The sequence below is a fragment of the Rhodothermales bacterium genome, assembly GCA_040221055.1.
Lineage (GTDB): Bacteria > Bacteroidota > Rhodothermia > Rhodothermales > UBA10348 > 1-14-0-65-60-17.
In genome coordinates this window covers 427,782-451,968 of record JAVJVN010000014.1, presented here as the reverse complement: position 1 = coordinate 451,968, position 24,187 = coordinate 427,782, and the positions used below count along the sequence as shown (strand labels likewise).

Annotated in this window: 17 protein-coding genes; 6 read left to right on the top strand and 11 right to left on the bottom strand. The window is 62.6% G+C overall.

Annotation, left to right across the window (positions count from 1 at the left end):
* Positions 1-333 precede the first annotated feature (333 nt).
* From RIE53_09465 to RIE53_09455, 3 genes are all read left to right on the top strand, one after another.
* Positions 334-4,398: a response regulator gene (locus RIE53_09465; protein ID MEQ9104916.1), complete on the top strand. Its 4,065-nt coding sequence runs from the start codon at positions 334-336 to the stop codon at positions 4,396-4,398.
* 133 nt (positions 4,399-4,531) lie between these two features.
* A complete protein-coding gene (locus RIE53_09460) occupies positions 4,532-4,894 on the top strand; it encodes a response regulator (GenBank protein MEQ9104915.1) in 363 nt (120 codons plus the stop codon).
* 31 nt (positions 4,895-4,925) lie between these two features.
* On the top strand, positions 4,926-6,716 hold the full coding sequence (locus tag RIE53_09455; GenBank protein ID MEQ9104914.1) for a T9SS type A sorting domain-containing protein: 1,791 nt from the start codon (positions 4,926-4,928) through the stop codon (positions 6,714-6,716).
* 84 nt (positions 6,717-6,800) lie between these two features.
* Here the strand turns inward: RIE53_09455 and RIE53_09450 are convergent, their stop codons facing one another.
* From RIE53_09450 to RIE53_09440, 3 genes are read right to left on the bottom strand one after another with little or no spacing between them, the layout of a single operon-like run.
* Positions 6,801-8,099: a type II toxin-antitoxin system HipA family toxin gene (locus RIE53_09450; protein ID MEQ9104913.1), complete on the bottom strand. Its 1,299-nt coding sequence runs from the start codon at positions 8,097-8,099 to the stop codon at positions 6,801-6,803.
* A gap of 16 nt (positions 8,100-8,115) precedes the next feature.
* Positions 8,116-8,478, bottom strand: a complete 363-nt coding sequence (locus RIE53_09445; GenBank protein ID MEQ9104912.1) for a helix-turn-helix transcriptional regulator — start codon at positions 8,476-8,478, stop codon at positions 8,116-8,118.
* Between the two features lie 55 nt (positions 8,479-8,533).
* The gene (locus tag RIE53_09440) at positions 8,534-8,860 is read right to left on the bottom strand and encodes a PadR family transcriptional regulator (protein MEQ9104911.1); all 327 of its coding nucleotides are present in this window, start codon (positions 8,858-8,860) and stop codon (positions 8,534-8,536) included.
* Between the two features lie 105 nt (positions 8,861-8,965).
* Between RIE53_09440 and RIE53_09435 the strand changes: the two genes are divergently transcribed.
* Positions 8,966-9,466 (top strand): nuclear transport factor 2 family protein, encoded by a 501-nt coding sequence (locus RIE53_09435; GenBank protein MEQ9104910.1) that lies wholly within the window; start codon positions 8,966-8,968, stop codon positions 9,464-9,466.
* A 33-nt stretch (positions 9,467-9,499) separates the two neighbouring features.
* Here the strand turns inward: RIE53_09435 and RIE53_09430 are convergent, their stop codons facing one another.
* The 7 genes from RIE53_09430 to RIE53_09400 all read right to left on the bottom strand — a co-directional run bounded on the left by RIE53_09430 (position 9,500) and on the right by RIE53_09400 (position 18,057).
* Complete coding sequence (locus tag RIE53_09430) at positions 9,500-10,516, bottom strand: FecR domain-containing protein (protein MEQ9104909.1); 1,017 nt, start codon at positions 10,514-10,516, stop codon at positions 9,500-9,502.
* Complete coding sequence (locus RIE53_09425) at positions 10,513-13,698, bottom strand: RNA polymerase sigma-70 factor (protein MEQ9104908.1); 3,186 nt, start codon at positions 13,696-13,698, stop codon at positions 10,513-10,515. The genes RIE53_09430 and RIE53_09425 overlap by 4 nt, the downstream gene beginning before the upstream one ends.
* A 114-nt stretch (positions 13,699-13,812) precedes the next feature.
* Entirely contained in the window at positions 13,813-14,685 is an 873-nt protein-coding gene (locus RIE53_09420) for a hypothetical protein (protein ID MEQ9104907.1), read from the bottom strand.
* Positions 14,686-14,777: 92 nt separating this feature from the next.
* Positions 14,778-15,971 carry a HipA domain-containing protein gene (locus RIE53_09415; GenBank protein ID MEQ9104906.1) on the bottom strand — a complete coding sequence of 398 codons (1,194 nt, stop codon included), beginning with the start codon at positions 15,969-15,971 and terminating at the stop codon, positions 14,778-14,780.
* A 37-nt stretch (positions 15,972-16,008) separates the two neighbouring features.
* Positions 16,009-16,347 carry a helix-turn-helix transcriptional regulator gene (locus RIE53_09410; GenBank protein ID MEQ9104905.1) on the bottom strand — a complete coding sequence of 113 codons (339 nt, stop codon included), beginning with the start codon at positions 16,345-16,347 and terminating at the stop codon, positions 16,009-16,011.
* Positions 16,348-16,445: 98 nt separating this feature from the next.
* A complete protein-coding gene (locus tag RIE53_09405; protein ID MEQ9104904.1) occupies positions 16,446-17,459 on the bottom strand; it encodes a hypothetical protein in 1,014 nt (337 codons plus the stop codon).
* A gap of 118 nt (positions 17,460-17,577) precedes the next feature.
* Positions 17,578-18,057 (bottom strand): hypothetical protein, encoded by a 480-nt coding sequence (locus RIE53_09400; GenBank protein ID MEQ9104903.1) that lies wholly within the window; start codon positions 18,055-18,057, stop codon positions 17,578-17,580.
* Positions 18,058-18,368: 311 nt separating this feature from the next.
* Here RIE53_09400 and RIE53_09395 point away from each other — a divergent pair, with 311 nt between their 5' ends.
* The gene (locus RIE53_09395) at positions 18,369-19,859 is read left to right on the top strand and encodes a Xaa-Pro peptidase family protein (GenBank protein ID MEQ9104902.1); all 1,491 of its coding nucleotides are present in this window, start codon (positions 18,369-18,371) and stop codon (positions 19,857-19,859) included.
* A 1-nt stretch (position 19,860) separates the two neighbouring features.
* Here the strand turns inward: RIE53_09395 and RIE53_09390 are convergent, their stop codons facing one another.
* Entirely contained in the window at positions 19,861-22,545 is a 2,685-nt protein-coding gene (locus RIE53_09390; protein MEQ9104901.1) for a protein kinase, read from the bottom strand.
* 164 nt (positions 22,546-22,709) lie between these two features.
* On the opposite strand from RIE53_09390, the gene RIE53_09385 reads away from it, so the two are divergent.
* Positions 22,710-24,185: a SulP family inorganic anion transporter gene (locus tag RIE53_09385; GenBank protein ID MEQ9104900.1), complete on the top strand. Its 1,476-nt coding sequence runs from the start codon at positions 22,710-22,712 to the stop codon at positions 24,183-24,185.
* Positions 24,186-24,187: the final 2 nt, after the last annotated feature.

Below are 24,187 nucleotides of genomic sequence, written 5' to 3'. Positions count from 1 at the left end.
AAAAAAGCGCCGACCCGGGATCCGGATCAGCGCTGCAACATGGGTGTCAATGGTCTACACTACACGCGTGCACGGACTGCCGGATGGCCCATCGGGGTCATACGTCGGACGGGAAGTCGGCGGCGCTCTGTGCGGTTCGTGAACATGGGCGCAATAATACGGGATGCGTTCCTGGATAGCAACGCGTACGCCGGGTCTTCAAAAACCTGACCACGGTGTGGATCCACCAGGATCTCCTTCGCATTGGAAGTCCGCGGAAACGTAGTTTGAGGATGACCTGCGATTCCTCCCGATTCCAGGCTCGTCGCCCACAGGCTACTACTTTCCCCCTCCATGCCGCGATTACTCGCGTCCATAGCGCTTTTCTGCGTGCTGTTTCCGATTGACGGCACGGCGCAGATCCAACAGCTCCCCAGGTACAACGTCACGTTGTTCGACGGGCGCCACGGATTGCCGGGAAACCAGATCTATGGCGTGGACCAATCCCCGGATGGATACCTCTGGGTGGCCACCAACAATGGTCTCGCCCGGTTCGACGGTTATGCGTTCGAAGATCTCACGCAGCGCATCCACCCGCCCCTCAACTCCCCGCTGTTCATCGGATTGAGCGCGGTCACCGCCGATTCCGTGGCCGCCGTCGCCCGCGGTGGAAGTGCCGATGGCTCCGATATCCTGTTCGTCCGGGGCGACAGTCTGGTCCGGCACGGAGGCGTCGACGACAGCGTCATGACCCTCAACACGTTCACCCGCGACGGGGCGGGTCGCCTGTGGGGCGTCCCAGCTGGCAGCGGGGGCCTGTACCGGTTCGACACGCACGACGGCGTGCCCCGACGCCTCCCGATGGACGAAGGATTGTCCATTTTCATGTTCAGGGTGGACCGGTCCGGCCAGGCGTGGATGTCGGCCGGCAAAGCCACCGCGCGCGTACCCGGCGTATGCGCAAACACGGGGGCATCCTCCTGGATGATCTACAAGTTGGAAGAATCCGGCCCCGAACCCGCATTGCCAACTGCCGGGGAGTACATCATGTACGACGCCGGGGCAGGATCCGTGGTGGCCATGGAGCGGCAGGGCACGCGACTCATCCTCCGATCCATGGATGGTCGTGTCGTTGCCAACTTCGATATCCCCGCGTCCTCGTGCCCACAGGTGCTGACCGCCGAGAAGGCACTGTGGGTCCGCGAAGGTTCGAGACTCGTCAAGTATCCGGAAAACGGAATCGGGGCGAAGGACGTGTTGGACCTTGACCTTCGGACTGGCTCTGCGACCCCCATGTTCGTGGACAGTGAAGGCACGTTGTGGGTAGGCACGTACACGCAAGGCCTTTTCCGCATCCGGAAGAATCCGGTCCGGGTCGTGACCACGACGTCCATTGCAGACGATGCCGTGACCCTGTTGGCTCCCGGCGCAAATGGATCGGTCCTGTTGGTCGACGTAAAAAAACGGGTATTCCGGGGGGCCGGAGCGCAACACTCCGAGACGGTCGAGCCCGTACCATTCCTGACTGGAGAATCCATCCATGAACGAAGCCGGACGGAGCGCTTGACGGCGGAGCGCGTCCCACTGCCGGACGGCTCCGTACGCATTACGATTGTCCGACATCGTCCGGACGAGGCACCCCTGAGGGTGGCCGAGTATTCCAGCCAATCCAGAATTGGCGGCTATTTCAAGGCGGTCGCCGGGTCTTCGGACGATCTGTTGTTCTGGACGTCGGACGACGCCGTGCTCCTCCGGGATGCGTTCGGCGACGCACCGTCGTTCCAAATGCTCACAGAGGGCAAGTTCGGCATCCGGGATGTGCTCCTGCAGCCGGACGGGGTGCTCTGGGCCGCGACGGAATCGGGACTTTTCCGAGTGGACGGGACGTCGGAAGCCCGCTTCGCCCGCGACACCGGCGCGCCGTCCAGCCACTTCCGCAGTCTCCATGTGGACAGCCGTGGCACGCTGTGGGCGGGTACCTACGGGCAGGGGCTGCTGCGCTTCGATGGCGACGGGTTCCAGGCGATTACCGAAGCCGACGGGCTGTTCGAGAATGCCATCTCCGCCATACTGGAAGACGACCATGGCAACCTCTGGATGAACGGCAACAAGGGCATCCAACGCGTGGCCCTGGCTGACCTGCAGGCCTTCTTCGAGGGAACGGCGCCAACCGTCCCAGTGACGTCCTTCGGCGCCGAGTCCGGTCTGGTGAATCCGGAATCAACGGGATCACGGGCCGTGAAAGCGAGCGACGGCACCCTCTGGTTTCCCACGTTCTTCGGCGCGGCGGTCGTGGATCCGGACGAGCCGCTCCTCACGCCCCCGGTCGCCCGTCCGCCCCTGATAAAGGCGGTCATGGTGGATGGGGTGAACATCCTGCAACGGGACGGCCACGCCCGCGTGAGGCCGGACGAGCAGCGTTTCACCGTCACGTATTCCGGAATGAGCCTGCGCAACCCGGAGCGCCAACGTTACCGCTATCGGTTGGACGGGTTCGACCCCGACTGGGTGGACGCCGGCGAACAACGGGAAGCCACCTATACCAACGTCCCACCTGGAGACTATGTGTTCCGACTGCAGCGTGGCTCGGGGGCGGGAGATTGGTCAGCGGAAGAGGCCGTGGCCCTCCTTTCCGTGGCACCGGTGTTCTTTGAAACCCGGTGGTTCTGGTCGCTGATGATGCTGATTGGCGGGCTGCTGCTGTTCGCGGCCTACCGGGTGCGGACTCAACAGCTGCGTGCCCGGGAGATCCATCTGAACCGGATTGTGCGGGAGCGGACGGAGGACCTGAAGCGCGAAAAAGAAACGGTCGCCGCCCAGGCCGAAGAACTCCGCAGCCTGGATGAGGCCAAGTCCCGCCTGTTCGCCAACATCTCCCATGAATTCCGAACACCGCTCACCCTCATCCTGGGTCCCCTGGAAGACCTGCGGGCCGGCATGCACGGTGGACTGACCGAGTCGGCGCGCAGGCAAATCCAAGCGGCCGTCCGCAACGGGCAACGCCTGCTGACATTGATCAACCAGCTGCTGGACGTCTCGCGCATGGAAACGGACCAGTTTCGCCTGGAGGCCCGCCCCGTGGACCTGGGCTGGTTCACCGGGCACGTCTGTGCCGCCTTCCGGGTGCAGGCCGAGCGCAACGGTCATCCGTTCCATGTCAGCATTCCCGATGAATCCGTGACGGTCTACATCGATCCGGAGCATTTCCAGAAGGTGTTGACGAACCTCCTGGGCAACGCCTTCAAATTCACGCCGTCCGGAAAGGCCATCGCGGTTCAGGTCCGGTCGGACGCGGATGGAGCCATCCTTGAAGTCTCCGATGAAGGCCCCGGGATGCAGCCGGCCGAAGCCGCACGCGCCTTCGATCGATTCTATCAGGCCGACACGAGCTCGACGCGTCGACGTGAGGGCACCGGCATTGGCCTCGCCCTCGTGAAAAGCCTCGTCGACCACCACGGAGGCACGGTTTCGCTGGCCAGTTCACCCGGAGAAGGATCCACGTTCACCATCCGGCTGCCGTTCGGACATGCGCACCTGGCACCCCATGAAGTGTTGGATGAAGAGGATGATGCGCCGCCCGCCTTCACCTTGCTCCCCATCGTGGACGACGCCATGGCCGAGCCGGACGATGCGCTCAGCCAGCTTCCATCGCCCTTGGCACCAGACGCGGATGTCAACACGACCGTTCTCGTCGTGGATGACCACGCCGACGTCAGGGCATACATCCGTACCCACCTGGCGCCCCGCTATCGGATTATCGAGGCATCCAACGGGCAGGAGGCCCTGGACATGGTCCATGAGGCATTGCCGGATCTGGTCATCAGCGATGTCATGATGCCGGACATGGACGGATTCGAACTGTGTGATGCCATCAAACAGGATCCGGACGTCGATTTCATTCCCGTTCTCCTGTTGACGGCCCGGGCCTCCCAGGACAGCCGGTTGGAGGGCCTGGGAACGGGTGCCGACGATTACCTGACCAAACCCTTCGACATGCGCGAGCTGCTCATCCGGGTGGAAAACATCCTCGTGGGCCGTCAGCGGTTGAAGCGGCACTACACGGCGGCGGCTTCCGAGCCGCGTCCGCGGGCTTCGGACCCGGACGTCGAGCGTGCGCTGGACATCATCGAGGAGCGCCTGTCCGAGGACGACTTCTCCGTCCAGACACTGGCCGAAGCCGTCGGCATGGGGCGAACCACCCTGTTTCGCCGCTTCAAGGATGCATTGGACCAGACTCCCATGGACTACCTCTGGCAGCGGCGCCTGTCCCGGGCACACGATCTGCTCTCGACGGGCTCCGGAACGGTCAGTGAAGTGGCCTATGGTGTCGGCTTCAAGAGCGTGGCCCATTTCTCCACCCGGTTCCGGGACACGTACGGTGTGCCTCCGTCGGCGGTCCACTCCGGAGCCACGCATTAGCCACTCGCCAGGCCGTGGATTGGTGTGTTTTTGTCCCTTTTGAACGCAGGGACAACAGTTCGGAACGCAGGGAAAAGCGCAGGGAAACGGCCCTGTCGTTGATTGGCGACGTCATTCAACCAGACGACGTGCCATGGCCCTTGCTGAACCGATCATCCTTGTTGTGGACGACGATGCCGACCTGAGGGCCTACGTCCGCCAGTGTCTCTCGGCGTTCCGATACCGGTCCATTGAGGCCGCCGACGGCGCGGAGGCACTGGACGTGCTCACCTCGATTCCGACCCGCCGGATTGCCCTTGTGGTCGCCGACATCAACATGCCTCGCATGGATGGTCGCGCCCTCAAGGCCGCCATGGCGGCGGACAGCCGACTCGCGCACATTCCCGTCTTGCTGATGACAGGCGATGCCGTCCGGTCCAGGGATGGGCCGGTCCTGCGCAAACCCTTCAATGCCCTTGTCCTGGCATCGGCAACCAGTCCCCTGGTGGGACGATGACGAATCCCCTGAACAACCCCTTTCCAAAGAAATGACCGCTACATCTACCACATTCCTGCGCCTGTTGACCGTCTTGATGGTCTTCGGCGTTTCCCTTTCAATCTCCCAGACATCCCAGGCCCAGCCTTGGGAGAATGTCTGCAACATCACCGACCCATATGATGGCCAGCCGATCGTGGCTACGAGTCAGACCTTCCTGGACACGTGGCCATGTGGGAGCGCAGTCCGCTCTCTCGAGGTCTCCGGCCCGGGCATCACCTCATTGGCCGGACTGACGGGATTGTCGCAGGTTGAAAACCTGACCATTACCGGGACCTCCCTCACCAGCCTGGATGGCCTGCAGGGCCTGTCCGGAACGGATGCATGGCTGTACATCACCGACAACCCGCTCCTGGCCAGCCTCTCCGGGCTGGAGAACATGGTGCAGGTTGGATCCGACCTCATCATTGCACGGAATGCGGTGTTGCCATCGCTGGACGGTCTCGAGGGCGTCACCACGGTCGGCGGCGGCAATTTCTTTGCCATTGAAGACAACGCATCGCTCGAATCCTGCTCCTGTGGCCTGAAGGGCCTCATTGCCGGTGATCCTCCGGCCTTCGCGGGCGTGTTCACGCCACCGGACGGTTTCATTGTCGCGGGCAATGCGCCCGCCGGACAGTGCAATTCGGCTCAGGAGATCCTGGACAACCCGTGCCCGGTGCCGCCACAGCCCAGCGTGGACATCTATCGGTATGATGTCCGGACCGGAGACGTGGCGCGCGTTACGTTCGACATGACCACGAACGAATTCAGCCCGTCGCTCTCGCCAGATGGGAAGACCATGGCGTACAACGTCGTCGGTGACGACGGCATCAACAATGTGTACCTCATGGACCTGACCACGGGAGTCAGCACGCCGCTGGCCGGCGGCGAAGGGGGAAGCCATGCGGAGTTCTCCAACGATGGCAAGCAGATTGCTTTCGATCGTTCCCGTGTCGGCGATTTCTCGGTGTACGTGGTACCGGCGAGTGGAGGCACACCCGAACTCATCCGGGAGAATGCCTTCCAGCCGTCCTGGAACAACAATTCCAAGCGTCTGGCCTTCACGGACAGAACGGACCTCACGGTTCGCACCATCGACCTGAAAAGCAAGAAAGAAACCACGGTCGCGGCGCGCGGATTCGAGCCGTCCTGGTCACCGAACGGGAAGTCGATTGCCTTCTCTGTCGATTTCAAGATCCATACGGTTGCCGTGAAGCAGAACGGTGAGCCGAAAGGATCCCCCGTGAACCTGGGTGGCGGCTTCGGATTCGGCAGCGCCAACCCGAGCTGGTCCAACAATGGCAAGGAAATCGTGTACTCGGCTTTCCGGGAAGGCGCCAATTCGGACCGTGACCTCTTCTCCGTGTCCGCCTCCGGTGGCGATCGCGTTCCGGTAACGGGCGTTGTGGGCTCGAACGACGGAACCCCCGCATACAGCAACAACGGCCGGTACATCTACTACAGCGCGCTCACGCAGCCTTCCCTGGGCAAGGGTGCCGCCGCTGCGTTCGCCGTTGCCGAGGGTGTCCAGCCCGAGCAGGTTGCGCTGGACCAGAACTATCCGAATCCGTTCAATCCCAGCACGGCCATTGGATTCTCCCTGCCGGCCGATACGCACGTACGTTTGACGATCTACGACGTCATGGGTCGTGAAGTCAGCCGTCTGGTGGACGGTCCCATGCAGGCCGGTGCCCATCGTGTGACGTGGAACGCTGCATCGGGTCTTTCCTCGGGAACGTACCTGTACCGCCTGCAGGCAGGTGCCGTTGTCCAGACCCGCGTGATGTCGCTCATTAAATAGGCATCATCCGACGTACGACGTTGAGAATCCGCCCCCGGCCGCTGGCGCGGCCGGGGGCGGATTCGTTTCGGTGCAGCCGGCCGTTTACCACGCTGTCCGGAACGTCCGCGCAATGGCGGCTGCGTCGCTTTCGGGAATACCGGCATCACAGGCAATGTCGTTCCATGTGGTTGTCGCTTCCACGACCTCATGCAGGATTTCGCGCCACCGTCCCCGCTTCATGGCGGCTCCCTCGGCGACGGCTTCCAGATCGGCTGTCAGGAAGTCGTCCCGCTTGCCGTTCACGGACATCTGGTGGCGGCTCGTCCAATCGCCCTCCGGGTTATAGCTCCACGTGATATCGAAGGCAGGCGACAGCGACCATTTCCCCTTCCGGTCCATCAGAAAGGCAATATTCTTGACGTGGTCATCCTGGTTGCGCGTAACGATATTGAACACCATGCGCCTGAACTGCTCCTCCACCGCATCCATACCCATTCCCAATCGGCGGATGAGTTGCAGGGCCTGCTCATACCCGTGCGCGCCCGCCAGATTGTAATCGAAATGCAGGAGTGCGCCAAGTGATTGCATGTGGAGTTTGTCGCCGTCGTCCGTGCGGTCGAAGCGGCGTGCCATAAAATGGCGCCGACCGCCTTCTTCGAACAGACGCGTCTCCGGCATGGCCACACCGGCGCGTCGGGCCATGACCGAGTACGCATACTCTATCGCTCCGTATCCGGCGCTTTGCCCCACCTCAATCCGTGCATCCCCCGTCACGCCGTCAAACTTCAGTATCCAGTGGGTGAAACCGTCCCCGGGATGCGCCTGGCCCGATCGAACGTCATCCGTCTCCGGATTCCAGGCAATCAGTGCCTTGGCCCGCGCCCCACCGGCGGAGGTTCCTACGCGAAGGATGTCCCGAATGGCATCCTCTCCGACATCCAATCGGGTGTCGAGACGCCCCCGTTCCCGGATAACGCGCCCGGCCAATTCGACCAGCGCGCCTACCTGGATGACGTGCGATTCGGACGCGTCAGGCCCCACGGACGGCTCATATTCCAGTGCACCCATCCCGCGCCGGCCTACATAACACAAGCGTTCGACGGCGTTGAACGATTCGGGGGGCCTCCCCTGTTGAGCCAGCCAGGCGTTGATGAGCGCGTGCCCGTACCGGTCCGGCAGTGAGTCGGCCAGCATTCCGGGCAATCCGTGGAACGCCCCGCTGTCCAGTTCCGGGAAACGGAATACGCCTTCCCGGAGCGGCATGTGCACGGGCGACAACCCGATCCCGCTTCGCAGGAAACCGGAGGCATACTCGAACGACGCAACGCGTTCTACATCCTCCATGAACACGGCGCCGATCGTGGTGCCCCACAATCGCACTTCGGCAAGGGTACCCATCATCAAACCTCACGCATGGTCATTCCTCATCGCCCCAGGTCCACGCGGACGCTGACGACGCTTCATCCGCCGGTCCCGGTGGCCGTGCGCGCTTTCGTCGCTTCGGGGCCCCTTCCTGGAGTACCTCCATGGGCCTCACGTCCGGCACAGGCACCACGTCGTCCAGCGCCTCCAACCGGTCGAGCGCCCGGAGCACCCGGACGAACGACGTCATGCTGCCCGACGCCCCCGCCTCCATGCGCTCCACGGTCGGGCGCGATACGCCGGCCTCCCGGGCCAGCTGTTCCTGAGTCCAGTTACGATCCAGTCGCAAGCGTTCCACCCGACGGCCGAGCTCCGCCAGCACATCGGCATCCGAACCCACAAATTTATTATTCATCATTATTGATGGATTAACCTGATTCAAAGGCTTAATACATCACTTTTGATGAGTTGTTTCAGCCTTCCAGGTCCGGTACCCCCTTCCAAAGCCGCTCCTGGAACTCCCTTGCGCGCTGCAACGCGCGGATGCCTCGCGGCGTGACCCGGTAATACACCCGCGGCCGTCCACCCTTACGGGTTTCATTCGGGACGCTGCGTTTGCGTAGCAGCCCCCGCTCCGACAGATTGTCGAGCGATACCCACAGGCTGCCGACGGTCACCTTCTTGCCCGCCCGCTCCTGCAGTTCGGCCCGGATGGTGGTGCTGAAGGCATCGTCTCCCAGCACGGCAATGCACAGGAGCAGCACCTCATCGGCGCGGGAGAGTTGTTTGGGTGGTGGCATGGAACGAGAGGGAATGAACGGGCCTGCCAGTATAACAAAATTGCGGGATGCACGGTATACTGCCGGCGCGTCCCCCGCTTCGCATCAACCGAACATACCATACCCATGCACGCACTCAACCTGCTCCTGCCCCTGTTCTTTGCCGCGGTGACGCTTTCTCCGGCCCCCATCAGCCCAGACCATCCTGCCGACCCGGAACTGGACGCGGCCTACGCCGAAATGTCCCGAACCGTCCAGGAAGGCGATTTCGAGGGCTATTCCGCTCTCTACCATCCGGATGCCGTGTTGGTGAACAAACTTTCCGGCGAATCCTACCCCATTGCATCGGCCCTTGCCGGTTGGAAGCCTGGGTTCGATGCGACGCGCAACGGCCAGATGAAGGCCTCGGTGGAATTCCGGATAACGCAGCGCCTTGCCGATGCGACGACGGCCCATGACACCGGGATTTTCCGATACGTTTCGCAATCCGGCACCGCCGAGCCCCAGGTGGCCCTCATCCACTTGGAGTCGCTGTTCGTGAAAAAGGACGGCGCCTGGCTCATGGTCATGGAATACCAGAAGAGCGTGGCGACCGAAGCGGAGTGGGAAGCCGCCTCAGCCGACTGATATCAGCGACCGGACGCTGGGGATGGGACGTGGTTACCGAGCCAGGTCGTACCCGGGCCCGGCGGCGGCTGAACGCTCCCGGACCTCACACGCGTAAATGCGGCACAGGCTGTCCAGGACCTCCCGGACGTCCTGATCGGGGAAGGATCCTGAAACAGATTCAGACCCGGTCCATGACCCCGTGAGGGCAATCTCCACGTCGAATCGGCGTTCCACGTCCACCAGTGCCCGGGTGAGGGGGACGCGTTGGAACGTCAACATGCCGCGGGTCCAATCATCGGCCGAGCGGGCCACGTCCGGAGGCAATACGCGTACCGGAGCGCCAGCGCGGACCTCAACAGCCTCATCCCGGGTCAATTCCCGGGCATCGGATCCCGCTTCGACCGCCACACGCCCCTCGTGTACGGCCACAGCGGTCGCCTCGCCCCGTGCTCGCACCGTAAACTGCGTGCCCAGGACGCGAACGCGTGCCTCGGTCGTCTCCACCACGAAGGCCCGACCGTCGGATGCCACCTCGAAACGCGCTTCCCCGTCCAGGCGCACGACCCGCGGATCTGCTCCTTCCGACACCGCGTGTTCCAATCGACTGTCGGCGTTGAGCGTCACGGTGGACCCATCATCCAGCACGACGGTCCGGATCTCGCCCCGGGCAGCCAGTACGGTTTCCCAGTCCGGCGTGGATGCAGGCCGGAGCACGACCGACAACGCGACCGCCACGACCAGGACGGCTGCGGCCGCCGCCACCCACCGAAGCCGGTACAGGGTGGCAACCGGGTGCCCAAGCCCAATATCCAGTCCACGTCCAATCCGCGCCTCGACCCGTTTCCAGGCGGCTCGGGTATCGTCCTCCGTGACGGCCTGCTGAACCAAACCCGTATCCACCGGCGGGATGATGGCGGCCAGGCGCTCGACGGTCCGGACGGTCGAAGCCAGGTCGGCGTCCAGGCGCATGCGCGTCCGGAGGGCATTCCGGTCGGCGTCCGACAGGCTTCCATCGAAGAGTCGCGCCAGCAATTCCTGCTCTGTAGGGTTGTATTCGTTCATGTTCATGGCCGGTTGAGTCCAATCCGGAGTGAGGCCGTGGGCGTAAAGCCAAGCATGGTCACATCGCGCAGGAGCACCGATGTACCTTCAGTGACAATGCGCCGGTAGCGCACATTCTGACGGTCCAGGACATTCACGGCGGACACGGCGGCAGCCATGTTCAGGCCGCCTATCCGACCCGTCCACTCCACGTCGACATCCAGTCGGCGGTACGGCGGCAGCTGCTCGCCGTCCAGGGATGCCGCGGCACTGCCCAGGAGTTGGGACCCGTCCGCAGAAACGAATCGCCGTGGATCGAGCAGTACGCCAACGGGCCGACCCGATGCCAGCGAGTACGACACGCCGACCGTGACCGGCCCCACGGGCGCCGATACCACGCCCTTCACGGCATGGGGCCGCTCGGACAGCGATCGGAACCAACCCAACCCGGGAAACGCCGGACTGCGGGCCTCGCTCTCCGTGTACGTGTAGGAAACCAACGCGACGACGCCCGAAATTCGCACCTGGCCGCCCACGTCCATACCCAGCGTATGGGTTTCATCCCCGTTGAACGGACGGACATCCGCCCGGGGTGTGGCTTCCGGGAGCACAGGAACACCAAGACTGGTCCGGCGCCAGACGTCGGCCGAAAGGCTCCACGCGCGACCGCTCATTTCCAGCGAGGCCCCCGCCTGACGCGAGCGGGCCGGATCCTGTCCGGCGTCCACCAACGCCCAGCTGTCCCGGCGCTCCACCAGGATATCGGAGTCGAGGGACCGGAGCATGTACTGATGATACTGGCCCCAGAATACCTGCGCCGACAGGCGGCCCGTCAACGCAACGTCCGCGGCCACGCGCGGAGCGGTGTACCAGGCGCCATTTGTCGAAAGACGCGTGAGCCGGATGCCGGCCTGCAGTCGTACCGGTCCATGACGCATTTCCTGCGCCACATGCCCGCCGGCCAGCGTCATGTCCCGGACCGACGTCGAATCGAACGCATTCACCGTGTTGAACACCGTGGAGGCAGCGAACCGGGAACGGGACCCCTCAAAAAATGCCCCGACCGTCGTGCTGCCCAGTGCCGACGGCAGTTCCTGCCGCACGCGAATGGCCTGTTGCTCAATGGAGTGCCGGCGGTCTTCCACGGCCGAGAACGCCAGTGTATCGGCGGCCAGTTCAGACAGGTCAGCGGCATAACTGCTCCGGGACCGGGACCGGGTCACCTGCACATGCATGGGCGCGCCGGCCGCCCAATTCGCCGTCCAGTTGAGCGCCGCACCGGTCAGACTCCAATCGTTGTTCGTGCGCTCGCGCTCGGTAACCACCGTTTCCACGAATTCCGCATCGCCTTCATCGTCGTCCGCGTCCGAATCCTCTTCTCCGTCATCATCATCATCGTCATCGCCGCCGCGCCCGCGGCCCTGTCCACGCCCGCGATTCTCGTTTTCCTCCTCCTCTTCCTCGGTCTGCTCGTTCACCAGTTCCAACTGCCGGAAGACGTCACTCGTATTGCGGTCCAAACCGTCGTCACTCGTATGGAGACTGAACGAGACATGATGCCGCGCGGCAGCCAGCACGTCCAACCGGGCGCTCACATCGCTGAACGTGAAGCCCGGCCGATTCGCCTCGAATTCCTCGCCGATGGCCTTGTCGAAGAAGGAGCTGTAGGCGGTCTGCTGTTCAATGGCGGGCGTGGACCGGCGTGCCGAAATCCATCCCCCCATGCGCGGACCCAACGGAATGCGCACGCTGGCTCCGGACACGAGCACGGACGAATGCGCCAGGAGTTGGGGATGCCCCAACCCGGACGGAGAGGCCAGTTCGACCACCGTGCCCGCGCGTCCCCCCAGATGCGCCGGGACGCCCCGGGGATACGTCTTGACCTCGCCCACGGCCTGCGGTGAGAACGTGGAAATCATTCCGAAAAAATGATCGGCACTGAATACCGGTATCCCATCCCACGTCACGAGGTTCGTGCGCGGCGTGGCCCCGCGGATGAACATTTCACCGGCCCGTTCGCCCGTGTTGTCCATGCCCGGGAGCATCTGCATGGCCAGCAGCGGATCGTCGCCGCCAATGGTCGGAATGCGGTCCATGGTTCCGCCGCGCATGAGTCGCGCCCCGGAGCCGTCCCCGGAGACGGGAATGACGGGCTCCGCAATCACCGTCACCTCACCCACCACGATGGTGCGTGGACGGAGCGCGATCGTGCCCAGGTTTCCCGGCTCCACCCGGACCATCCGGTGCTCGTATCCCATGTAACTGACCGTCAAATGTGTCGCTCCATCCGCCGGAACCGTGAGCGAGAACCACCCGTCCTCGTCGGCGACCCCTCCCGTGGATCCCGTCCAGACCTGGGCGAGCGGCAGCGACTCCCCGGTTTCGGCATCCACGACACGGCCTGTGAGTTGAAGGCCCCGTCCACGCACGACGACGATGACCGGGCCACCCATGAGTTCGAAGGCGAGACCATGCGGCGCGAGCACATCACGCATCAATTCCTTGAGCGGACAGGTCGAACAGTGCGGGCCGACCATCCTGGATTCCACCATCGCATCATCAAAAACAAGACCCGCACCCGTCCGGGCAGCCACCGCGCTCAAGGCATCGCGAAGCGACATGCCTTCAAGCTGGATATCCACGCTGGATGCGGCGAACTCCGCCGTCCGATCCTGACCGTGTGCCGCGCCGGCCACGGCCAGCGTCAGGAGCGCGATGAGCACCACCAGGAAGTCCCGGAGCGACGTGCCCAGACGGGCCAGGGCGCGTGACATGTGCTTTTCCACGGTTTTCTGGGATACGCCAAGGTAGCGGGCCGTCTCGGCATAGGTCATTCCGGCAAACCGGTTCAGGCGGAACACGGTGCTTTCTTTCTCGGGCAGGTCATCGATGGCACGCAGGATATCCTCCTCCTGCGTGGGATCGTGGGCCGGCGTCAGGGCGGGCCCTCCTGCAAGCATATGTTCGGCGTGACGCTGTTTCACTTTCTCGTGCCGGTAATGATCAATGATCGCGTTCGCGACCAGTTTGAACAGGTAGGCCTTCGGCGATCTGTCGGTCGCAATTCGCCGACGATTTTCCCACATCCGGACGAACACGTCCTGCACGATGTCCTCGGCCTGCTGGCGGTCCCCCAGTCGGCTCTGTGCGAAGCGCACCGCCTGCGGATACATTTCCCGGAAGAAATTCTGGAATGCGCTGGGGGTCATTTACGAGCGAAGCGGCAGGATGCCCGTGCACCCTGCCGCTTGTGGATTGCTTGGCCGAGTAGCGAATACGGTCACTACTCATGGCAAGAAGGGCAGATCCATTCGCCCGGTTCATCATCCGTTGTCTTCTTCGTCGTCATCGTCGTCGTCGTCATCGTCGTCGTCGTCATCGTCGTCGTCGTCGTCATCGTCGTCGTCGTCGTCATCGTCGTCGTCTTCGTCCCGATCCGGGTGGCGATCATGGTCATGGTCGGGGAACATGCGGAAGGACTCACGGATGGATCGATCAATGGCATTCGCATTCCGCTCGGACGTATCCGCGGGGTCGAGTGCGTTTCCATCACGATCGAAGAACCATTCGTCGACATCCACCTGCATGGCAACATTCAGCGGACCGGCCAGCGAGTCGTTCACGACGAGATCCGGGTTCAGATCAATCTTCTGCTGCATGGACTTGCTTGAGCGGTACACGAACGGTGTGCCACCGTGCGTGCCTTCAATGATCATCGAATAGCGCTCACGGCCACTCTCGCCGGTGCGGAAATCGGCCATGTCCTCCGAAAGCTCTTCGTCGTCTTCCGGCTTGTGGATGCGGAAGGAGACCTTGTGATACGTGCCGGCAGGAATGTCGGCCACTTCCACTTCGGTCGGCAAGCCGTCCAGGTTCAGTTCCACCACGACCGGAGCCGTCCTGAAGTCCGACGGATCGTCGTCTTCCCTGGAGTGGAACTGGATGGTACGCAGCAACATGCGCACGCGGGTCAGCTCAATGGCTCCCGACTTCGAGAGGACATTGGCATCGTTGGAGAGCGCGACCGCTCCGAAGGCAGCCGGCGTGCTGTTGTCCACCATGGAGAAGGAAAGCGAAACCGGCGTGTCACCGGCGCCTTCCGACATGGAGTCGGTCAGTGCACTGCCGGTATCGCACCCGACGAGCCCAAAGGCGGCCAGGAACAGGGTAAAAAACGTGATCTTGAACGATTTCATGATGCGGAGCGTGGTAGGTTCGTTTGATATGCAGTGGCGATTCTCAACGCCCTTCACATGCAATACGGCTACACCCCCCGCTTACCCTACGCTCATTTTCCGAACGCGTACGGATTCAGGAATTGCCTTCCCCAGAGAAAGTCGCGCTCGGCCGTGGCCAGGCAGGCCTCGTCCGCCACCTCACTCCAATGCGCCCGAATGGCTTCCAACTGGCGCTCTACTATTCCACGTGCTTCAGCGTGTGACAAATGGAATACCCGGGCCGCATCCAGACAGACATCCAGTCTGCTGAATCGATTTTCTCCGTGGATGAGCATGGCCTGGGTTGCCTCTCCTCCACTTCGGAGCTGTGGACAGATGTCGTAGGCCGGTGTCAGACGCAATGTTTGACCATCCCAGAACGCAGCATGATTGCGCGCATGATCATCCGTATTTCCACACAGGATGTTGAATACCAGACGGGCGAACAACTCATGCAAGGTGGCCCGCGGATTGGCAAACGAGTGGCGGATGACGTCGGCGAATCGTTCATAGCTGGCATACCGAGCCATCATCTCATCCAACTCCAGCAGGGTCAGAGCCGACTGCATGAGCCGACGATGGTATCCACCCGGGACAGGCCCACGGTCGAATCGCTTGACCAACAGGACGTCCCGACCCGCTGACTGCATCAGTCGGACATCAGCCACATCCAGCCCGGCACGGGCGGCCAGACGCATGGCGACGAACTCGGCCTTGACGACCGGGAAGTGGTCCGAGCTCGACGAAAATTTGGCAATGAAGGGCGTCTCACCATCCATCAGCGTAGACTTGGGCCGAGCACCGCCAATGGACGAACCGTGCAACAAAGCCGTATCCAGTCCCTCCGGAAGTGGTAAGCCGCGCTCAATGCGATCGGCCGCCTCCATCAGATCATCCAACTTGGCGGTATCCCCGGAACGGGGGGTGTACTCGGTAGCGGATCGTTGGAAGTCGAGTGCCCCAATCCGGTCCGATCCGGATTCCAACAGATAGGTCAACTCTCCCACGGACACGGGATCGGCATCGGGTCCTCGCTTGCCAGCCAATTTGTTCAGAAGGACACGTCGGCCCCATGCATCGGGGGAGGCATCACGGATGCATCCAGGCATGAGGAGTCCGGGCAGGAGCGGCTGCAGTCCTTCTCGCAATGGCAGTTCCCGTGACGAGAGCGGAATAGCCTCGGCCCGTTCGAGATAACTCTGTCCATAGTTGAATTGCAGACCATCCGTCGTGTGGGAAATCCGACCGGCTACGACGGGCTGCACGGCACCTGGCAGCCAGATCCAAACGAATGCTTCCCGATCAGAAGTCATCGTAAACCTCTTCCTCTGGATTCCGGACGGACTTCGGCAGCAACGTCAATCGGTCCGCAACCCTGTGTTCCAGCCTCCGCAGCGCAGAGACCTCCGGTTCGAACAGCGTGACACCCACGATGGTGGCGAGTTCGAAGACGACACCGATTTCGCAGCGGGGATCGCCTTTTTCCACGCGGTATAACATGTCCCGCGAAATACCGGCACGTTCGGCCAGCTCGGCGGTCGTCATTTTTCTTTCGATTCGACCGGTCCGGATGAGCTTACCCAGGATGCCCAAGGCCAACCGGGCGGGCGGGGACAATGAACGTGTACGATTGGCTGCCATGGTGTCTTACTTGTAATACACATGATTATATGTGTCGTCTACAAAAGACATAGCGTGCCGTTTAGTTCCAACTCCTGCACCACACGCAGCATATCAAACTATTCCACCACCTCGAATCGGAAGAGCGAAGCGGTGACCGGACCGGTCCGGGCTGTCATCAGATTTCCTCGCATGGAGATGCTTCTACCCGAGAACGGCATGCGCAAGGAATACAGATAGGCTCCCTGGTCTTCCAGGTCATATACATCCACCACGAAACTGGAATCGGTGCGGGTCGGGCCATTTTCCATATAGAGTCGCCCCTCAAAGGCCGAACTCCGCCGGTTCAACGGGGGAGGAAATCGTACTGGACCACCGCCTGGCGCCGTCAAATCGGGATCGTCGACCGAACCATCATCGACCGTTGCACGCGCGTACATGACGTCTCCATTGTCCGACATCACGGCAAAAAACGGACGGAATGGATGGATGAAAACGATATGGTCATCGTCCGAGGTCAGGTTGCCTACCGTGCTGAATATGTCCATGCCTCCAAGACCCTCGAACAACACCACGGAGGAATCGCCCTCGACGAATGGATAACGGACAAGCGGTTGCTCCGGATTCGTCATCAAGACCAGCGTTGTCGACCGGGTACTGGCCATGGACAAGCCTTGTCTCGTCATGGACTGGGAGTCCAGGAACGTGCCGTCCAGCAGGAAACGGTGTACGTCGAATGAGTATGCATCCAGTACCGCCAGCGTTTCTGCGAACACGACCATGTCAAGCGGATTCTGCATTTCTCCCGGGCCATCCCCCTTTCCGGCACCGAACGTCTGAACGAGATTCCCTTCGAAATCGAACAGCCAGATGTGCGCATCGGAATACTCGGTCACGAAGACGCCATGCTCCGTGAGATGCGTTGAGCCGGGAAAATGCAGCGAATCGGGCGACAGGAGCGGCGTGATTTCTTCCACCTGAACGTCCTTGAATACGCGCTCAGACGACTCCTGCAAGAAAAGAGGCACGGCCAGATTGAAGTCCTCCCGGCTTTCGGGAGTGCGGCTCTCGGGCGGCGTGCTGCACGCGGTAGTCAGCAGCAGCGCCGCCAAGGGGACGAACTTGCGGCCCATGGAAGCATGCAGTGTCATCGACGTGTGCGGTGTTGTTCGAAGTTCTCGAAAGAAAAAGAATACGAAAAAAGGGCGGCACCCTCGCGGGTGCCGCCCTTTCTGTCTGGTGCCTGATGGATCAGTTGTTCGTGATCGTGTAGGTGACCGTGCGGGTGTAGCTGTCCGGGTCGGCGTCGACCGTGGCTACGGCTTCGTAGTTCAGCGAGAGACCCGTTCCACGGACCTGCGTGATGCCGGTGACCAGGTTGACTGCTTTGTCAGAGAGTGCCTGCTTGCCTTCCGACTCGGCGCCCTCGGGAGCAGCCATCGTGGCGTTCAGCGTGAGGCCCTTCGGCATCTTCTGGTCGAGCTCGGCGGTGATCTTCTTGTCGGTGCCGTTCGTGGTCACGTTGTAGGAGCTGGATGCCGTGGCGGCGTCCGGGGCCTGACCGGCGGTCGCTGCGTTGATGGTCATCGAGATGTTGCCGGTTACGGCGATCACCGCGATTTCAGCGACGTTGATGGACACATTCTGCGTGGCCGTGTTGGACTGCGCGGAAGCGGTCGTGGCGGCGAAGGCGAAGGTCAGGGCGAAAGCGAGAGCGAAGAGGTTTTTCATGGTCTTGAGAGAGTCGGTGTGTGTGTGTTGGTAACTGTCCACTCTCTTGCAAGCTGCGTGCCGGCCCAGCCCACTTTTTGGCACGCCCCGATCAGAATGTCGTTTCCAGCCCGTTTTCACCCATTCCGGACCCACGGCTCCCGCCTGAAGTCCGGACAACCTGCCCGAAAGTGTTTCGCCAGCGAAACACTCCTGCATTGACAGCGACACCCGGAGTCCAGTCCCCATGCACGCCTCGCGGTGGATTTCCCTACAGAATGCATGCACCGATCGCGCTACATTGCCTCCGTATCCACCTGCCACACGCCGCCATGACCCGCTTACTTCGTGCCACATTCGGCCTCTTCGCGACCCTTCTTCTGCTCACCGCCGCCCTCACGCCCGGCACCGCCCTTGCCCAGGACGGCATGCCGCTGTTCACGCAAGACTTCCCGCCCTCGGAATTCGCCGAGCGCCGCGCCAACGTCTTCGACCGCATTGGAACAGACGCCATCGTCGTCCTCCAGGGCGAGCCCACGCCGCGCGGCTACACCCGCTTCCGCCAGTCGAACGAGTTCTACTATCTGACCGGCATAGAGGTCGCACACGCGCTCCTCATCATGGATGGCGCCAGTCGCACGACTACCCTGTACCTCCCCCACCGCAACGAAGGCCGGGAGCGCTCCGAAGGCCACGTGTTGTCTGCTGAAGATGCGACGCTGGTCCGCGAGCTCTCCGGCATGGACCGTGTCGCCGCGACCGAACAGTTCGCCGAAGACCTGGGACGCCAGATGCGTCGTCGCACGGTCCCCACGCTGTACACGCTCTTCCAGCCGGCAGAAGGTCTGGCCGAGAGCCGCGATCTGGGCCTGCGCCACGTATCGGACCGGCTGAGCGACCCGTGGGACGGCCGCCCCTCACGCGAAGCCCACTTCATGAGCCTCATCGCCGAGCGGTACCCCACGTTCCACATGGAAAGCATCAATCCCATCCTGGACGACCTGCGCCTCATCAAGAGCCCGCGTGAAATGGAGATCATCCGAAAGGCCACCCGTCTGTCGGGCATCGCGCTCATGGAAGCCATGCGATCCGTGGCTCCCGGCCAGAAAGAAATGGAGCTCGATGCCGTCGCCAAGTACCACTACTGGCGCAACGGCGCCCAGGGCGATGCCTACTACTCGCTCGTGGCCAGCGCCGGCAACGCCTATTACCCGCACTACAACGCCGGGCAGCGGACAATGCAGGACGGCGATTTCCTTCTCATGGACTATGCCCCGGACGTCGAGTATTACATGTCGGATGTGACGCGGATGATGCCCGTCAACGGCACGTTCAACACCTGGCAACGGGAGCTCTACGGGTTCTACCTGGGCGCGTACCGGGCGGTGCTGCTTCGGATACGCCCCGGTGTGACCCCCAATCAGATCATGCGCGAGGCCGTGGTCGAAATGCGGCAGATGCTGGACGACTGGACCTTCTCGAAGGACATCTACCGCGCGGCCGCCGAGTCGTACGTGAACAGTTATGAGCAGCGGGCCACGCGCGACGGGGCGACCCTCGGTCATGGTGTCGGCATGGCCACGCACGACGTGGGCGACTACAGCGGCGTCCTGCAGGCCGGCATGGTCTTCACCATCGAGCCGGCGCTGCGCGTGCCGGAGGAGCAGATCTACATCCGGCTTGAGGACCTCATTATCATCCACGAGGACCGTGCGGAGATCGTCTCGGACTTCGTGCCCATGGACATCGACGCCATTGAAGCCTGGATGGCGCAGGACGGTATCCTACAGGCGTTTCCAGACATGGAGGCGTTTCTGCGTTGAGCTATTCCTCCACCAGCGCCGGATAGTTCAATATGACATCCAAGCGCGTGATGGGCCGCTCCTCGGAAGCGGTGCGCAAGATGAGGAAGCGCCCGTCAATCGGGGAAATGTCGTAGGAGTAGCCGGCGACGTTCTGGAATGCGCCGCGGAACACGCTTTCCGGGCGGGAAAACGCCGGGCCGGTCGCGGTTTCGGTCACATCCACCCGGAATAGCTCGTTGCCGTTCCGGTAGAAGATGGCGGAATCGTCCAGATCCCAAACGGGCTCCTCGCCCCCGCCAACCGAAATCTGCCAGACCTGGCCCGTGGGCGGAAAAGGCTGGACATAGACCTGGTAATCCCCACTGGCGTTCGAGGTGTAGGCGACCCGATCGCCCCGGCGGGAAAGACGCGACAACACCTGCGTCACATCGGGTTGATCGGCAATCGGCAGGACCGTCTCGGGGTCATCCAGATGGACGTAACCCAGGCCCCACTGCCGGCCGGTCATATAGATCACCCCCAGGATGGACGCGTCGGGTGTCATCCACTCGGGTGCGCGACCGTACCCGAGCAGCGTGTCGGGGGCAGACAGGCCCCCCGCGGAAACGCCCAGCACAGCCGAACCGGCCTCCAATGAGCTTCCGTACTGTATGTGCAGTCCGTCAGGCGACCAGACCGGGGTGTTGTTGAATCCGCCCGACGACACCATGGTCCGGGTGCCCCGTTCCAGGTTGTAGTTCCATATTTCATCCGACGAAATACCCCCGACGGAAATGGCCACGGAGCGTCCATCCGGGGCGATCATGAACGCGTGGAACGCTTCAGGTGCGAAATCCTCAATATCCTCCACCTGGCCCGTGTCCACGTCCAGCCAGCCAAGCTTCGTTCGCCGCAAGTCCGCCCCCCGGACGTACACCAGGTTGCCGTGGTCGTCCGTTGTCACGTGGGACTGTGCTGATCGGAAGGACAGCAAGCTGTCCGAAAGGGTCACGGCCGGACCGCGAGGAGCGGCTGACGTGACGTCGAAAGGGACGACGGACAACCCTTTACCATCCTGGTAGACCAACGACCCATCGGCGCCCATCAAGGCGAATGCGGTCGCAACGGGAATCCGTCGGGCGGTCCCATCGGTCGGATCCAATTCGAATACACCCATCTCCGTATCACCCAGCACGTGCCCATTCGGCAGCAGGTCAATCGGATCGAAACTACTTGTCAGGGATATGGACGGGTCATCCCGCAATCGGATATCCATCACGCGGGATTCCCCTCCCGAGGCCGGGACCACTTCCAGGCGCCCCCCTTCCGCATTCAGGAACATGATTTGATCGTCCGGCAGCCATACCAGGCCGTAGGGCAGGGAAACGTCTGCCACATCACGCGGCGAGCCCCCGTCCAGACGCACGGTTTTCAACCGGTTGTTCGCGTAAAAGGCCACGCGCAATCCATCGGGCGAAAACGTCACGCCGTAGGCATCTTCGGTGCCGGGAATCCGGTCGAAAACGGTCGAGGCCATGTCGCGGCGATACAGGGCGGTCGTTTCCCGCCAGGAGCCTACCAAAACGAGCGTATTGCCGTCCGGCGACAGGGCGATCCCCTTCCGGTGCAGTTCCAGGGGAGCGGACCGCCCCGGTTCCAGCGTCATGCCGGACGGAAGATTGATCTGTGCCACCACCGTCTTCGTCGCGGGCAGAGGCGTACCGGAACCGGACAGCGCCAGGAACGCGGCTGTGGCCAGCACCAGGCCCAGCAAAGCGCCCACCGCCACCATGGCCAACCCGCGGTTCGACCGGGGCAAGGATCCGGAGAGGGGACCGGACATGAGGCCGGGCAGGGGCGCGGCCACCCCGCCGGTGTGGGCCGGCATGGATCGCTGACTCAGACCACTCCCCCGCACATCCATCGCCTTCAGATCCGCCTGCAAGTCGGCAGCCGACTGGTACCGGTATTCCTTCTGCTTGGACAGCAGCTTGTTCACAATACGCTCGAGTTCCATGGGAACGCCCGTGCGCACGGCGGTCAGCGGCTCCGGCTCCGTATTCAGGATGGCGTACACCACGGCCTGCTCGTAGTCCCCGTGGAATGGATTGCGGCCCGCGACGAGCTCGTAGAGGGTCACGCCGAGGGCCCAAAGATCGGTCCGGGCATCGATTTCCTCCCCGCGCGCCTGCTCGGGACTCATGTAGGCGACCGTCCCGAGCGTCGACCCCATGCGCGTCAGCTTCGTGGATGCGGACGTCTGGGCCAGCCCGAAATCCAGCACCTTGACCACGCCTTTGGACGTGAGCATGATGTTGGCGCTCTTGATGTCCCGGTGCACGATGCCTTTTTCGTGGGCGGCCCCCAACGCCGACGCAATCTGCCAGGCAATGTCCACCGCATCCTTCAGCTTCAGCGGCCCCTTCTTGACGCGAGCATCCAATGTCTCGCCGTCAATGAACTCCATGGCAATGAACGGATGCTCCCCGTCCGCATGGTCAATTTCATAGATGGCGGCAATGTGGGGATGATTCAGCGCGGCCGCGGCTTTTGCTTCACGGTGGAAGCGGGCGCGGTCATCGTCCGATGCGAGCGCGTTGGCAGGAAGCACTTTAATGGCCACCTCGCGGTCCAGTTTGGTGTCCTGGGCTTTGTAGACAATGCCCATGCCGCCCCGCCCGAGTTCGGCGACAATGCGGTAATGGGAAAGCATGGAGTCAATCATGACCGTGGGGGATGTGGTTACCGTGAATGATAGCGCTTCCGGCGCATCGTACGGATCTGTATGTGCCGGACCGGGTTCGGGGGCTCTTTCATACGCTTCATTCTGACCCCCGAATATACTTGAATCTCCGTTCCATTCTTGGGGACCGCCGATATGGGCTGTCCATTCCCAGTACCCGCACGCTCCACGAGCAGTGGTTCTCCAACGTCCGGGGCGACCTGCTTGCGGGGGTCGTCGTGGCCCTGGCGCTCATTCCCGAAGCCATCGCGTTCTCCATCATTGCCGGTGTCGACCCGAAGGTCGGGCTGTACGCATCGTTCAGCATTGCCGTCGTCACCGCGTTCGTAGGCGGCCGCCCCGGCATGATTTCGGCGGCAACCGGCGCCATGGCGCTGCTCATGATCGTACTCGTGCGGGATCACGGACTGGAATACCTGTTCGCGGCCACCATCCTGACCGGCATCATCCAGATCCTGTTCGGCTGGTTCAAACTGGGCCGGTACATGAAATTCGTCCCCAAATCCGTCATGATCGGGTTTGTGAACGCGCTGGCCATCCTCATTTTCATGGCGCAGTTGCCGCTGTTCGTGGGCGCCGGGTGGATGATGTACGCCCTGGTCGCGGGTGGCCTGGCCGTCATCTATCTCCTGCCGCGCGTGACGAACGTCGTACCGTCGCCGCTCGTGGCCATCCTGCTGCTGACGGTGGTCTCGCTCTTCCTGCCGGAGGGGCTGAGCCGCGTCGGTGACATGGGCGCGCTGCCCACGGCCCTGCCGGCATTCAGCCTGCCGTCCATTCCGTTTTCCATCGATACACTGCGCATCATCTTCCCCATATCGCTGGCGCTGGCCATGGTGGGACTCATTGAATCGCTGCTCACGGCATCGATTGTCGATGAAATGACCGATACGCCGAGCGACAAGAACCGGGAATCCACGGGTCAGGGCATAGCCAACATCGTGACCGGGTTCTTCGGTGGCATGGCCGGATGCGCCATGATCGGGCAGTCGGTCATCAACGTGAACTCGGGCGGCCGCGGCCGGCTGTCCACGCTCTCGGCCGGGGTGTTCCTGCTGTTCTTCATCCTGGTGCTGGCCGATTGGCTGGTGCTCATCCCCATGGGGGCGCTCGTCGCCGTCATGTTCATGGTGTCGATTGGCACCTTCGACTGGGCGTCGCTGCGCACCATGCGGACCATGCCGCTGAGCGAAACCATGGTCATGGTCGTGACCGTCGGTACCGTCGTGTACACGCACGACCTGGCCATCGGGGTGTTCACCGGCGTCGTGCTCAGCGCCCTGCTATTCGCCCGCAAAGTGGCCGACCTGGCATTCATGGAGGATGCGCTCAGCGCCGACGGCCGAGTCCGCACCTACACCGTGAACGGCGACCTCTTCTTCGTGACCGTCACCGGCTTCATTGCCCACTTCGATTTCCTGGAGGACGTGGACCGCGTGGTACTGGACCTGACCACCGCCCATATCTGGGATGCGTCCGCGGTGGCCGCCATCGACAAGGCCGTCCTGAAATTCCGCAAGCGCAATATCCAGGTGGACGTCATCGGCCTGAACGCCGCCAGCGCGACGTTGCTGGACCGCGTGAACGTCAGCGGCCCGAAGATGGAGCTGTCGCTGCCGTAGGG

Excerpts from the sequence above, each read along its gene's own strand:
- RIE53_09420 (MEQ9104907.1), bottom strand. The coding sequence starts at position 14,685 with ATGAAATCGTTCAAGATCACGTTTTTTACCCTGTTCCTGGCCGCCTTT.
- RIE53_09395 (MEQ9104902.1), top strand. The coding sequence starts at position 18,369 with ATGACCCGCTTACTTCGTGCCACATTCGGCCTCTTCGCGACCCTTCTT.
- RIE53_09405 (MEQ9104904.1), bottom strand. The coding sequence starts at position 17,459 with ATGGGCCGCAAGTTCGTCCCCTTGGCGGCGCTGCTGCTGACTACCGCG.
- RIE53_09460 (MEQ9104915.1), top strand. The coding sequence starts at position 4,532 with ATGGCCCTTGCTGAACCGATCATCCTTGTTGTGGACGACGATGCCGAC.
- RIE53_09465 (MEQ9104916.1), top strand. The coding sequence starts at position 334 with ATGCCGCGATTACTCGCGTCCATAGCGCTTTTCTGCGTGCTGTTTCCG.
- RIE53_09455 (MEQ9104914.1), top strand. The coding sequence starts at position 4,926 with ATGACCGCTACATCTACCACATTCCTGCGCCTGTTGACCGTCTTGATG.
- RIE53_09410 (MEQ9104905.1), bottom strand. The coding sequence starts at position 16,347 with ATGGCAGCCAATCGTACACGTTCATTGTCCCCGCCCGCCCGGTTGGCC.
- RIE53_09425 (MEQ9104908.1), bottom strand. The coding sequence starts at position 13,698 with ATGACCCCCAGCGCATTCCAGAATTTCTTCCGGGAAATGTATCCGCAG.
- RIE53_09450 (MEQ9104913.1), bottom strand. The coding sequence starts at position 8,099 with ATGATGGGTACCCTTGCCGAAGTGCGATTGTGGGGCACCACGATCGGC.
- RIE53_09435 (MEQ9104910.1), top strand. The coding sequence starts at position 8,966 with ATGCACGCACTCAACCTGCTCCTGCCCCTGTTCTTTGCCGCGGTGACG.
- RIE53_09430 (MEQ9104909.1), bottom strand. The coding sequence starts at position 10,516 with ATGAACATGAACGAATACAACCCTACAGAGCAGGAATTGCTGGCGCGA.
- RIE53_09390 (MEQ9104901.1), bottom strand. The coding sequence starts at position 22,545 with ATGATTGACTCCATGCTTTCCCATTACCGCATTGTCGCCGAACTCGGG.
- RIE53_09445 (MEQ9104912.1), bottom strand. The coding sequence starts at position 8,478 with ATGATGAATAATAAATTTGTGGGTTCGGATGCCGATGTGCTGGCGGAG.
- RIE53_09400 (MEQ9104903.1), bottom strand. The coding sequence starts at position 18,057 with ATGAAAAACCTCTTCGCTCTCGCTTTCGCCCTGACCTTCGCCTTCGCC.
- RIE53_09440 (MEQ9104911.1), bottom strand. The coding sequence starts at position 8,860 with ATGCCACCACCCAAACAACTCTCCCGCGCCGATGAGGTGCTGCTCCTG.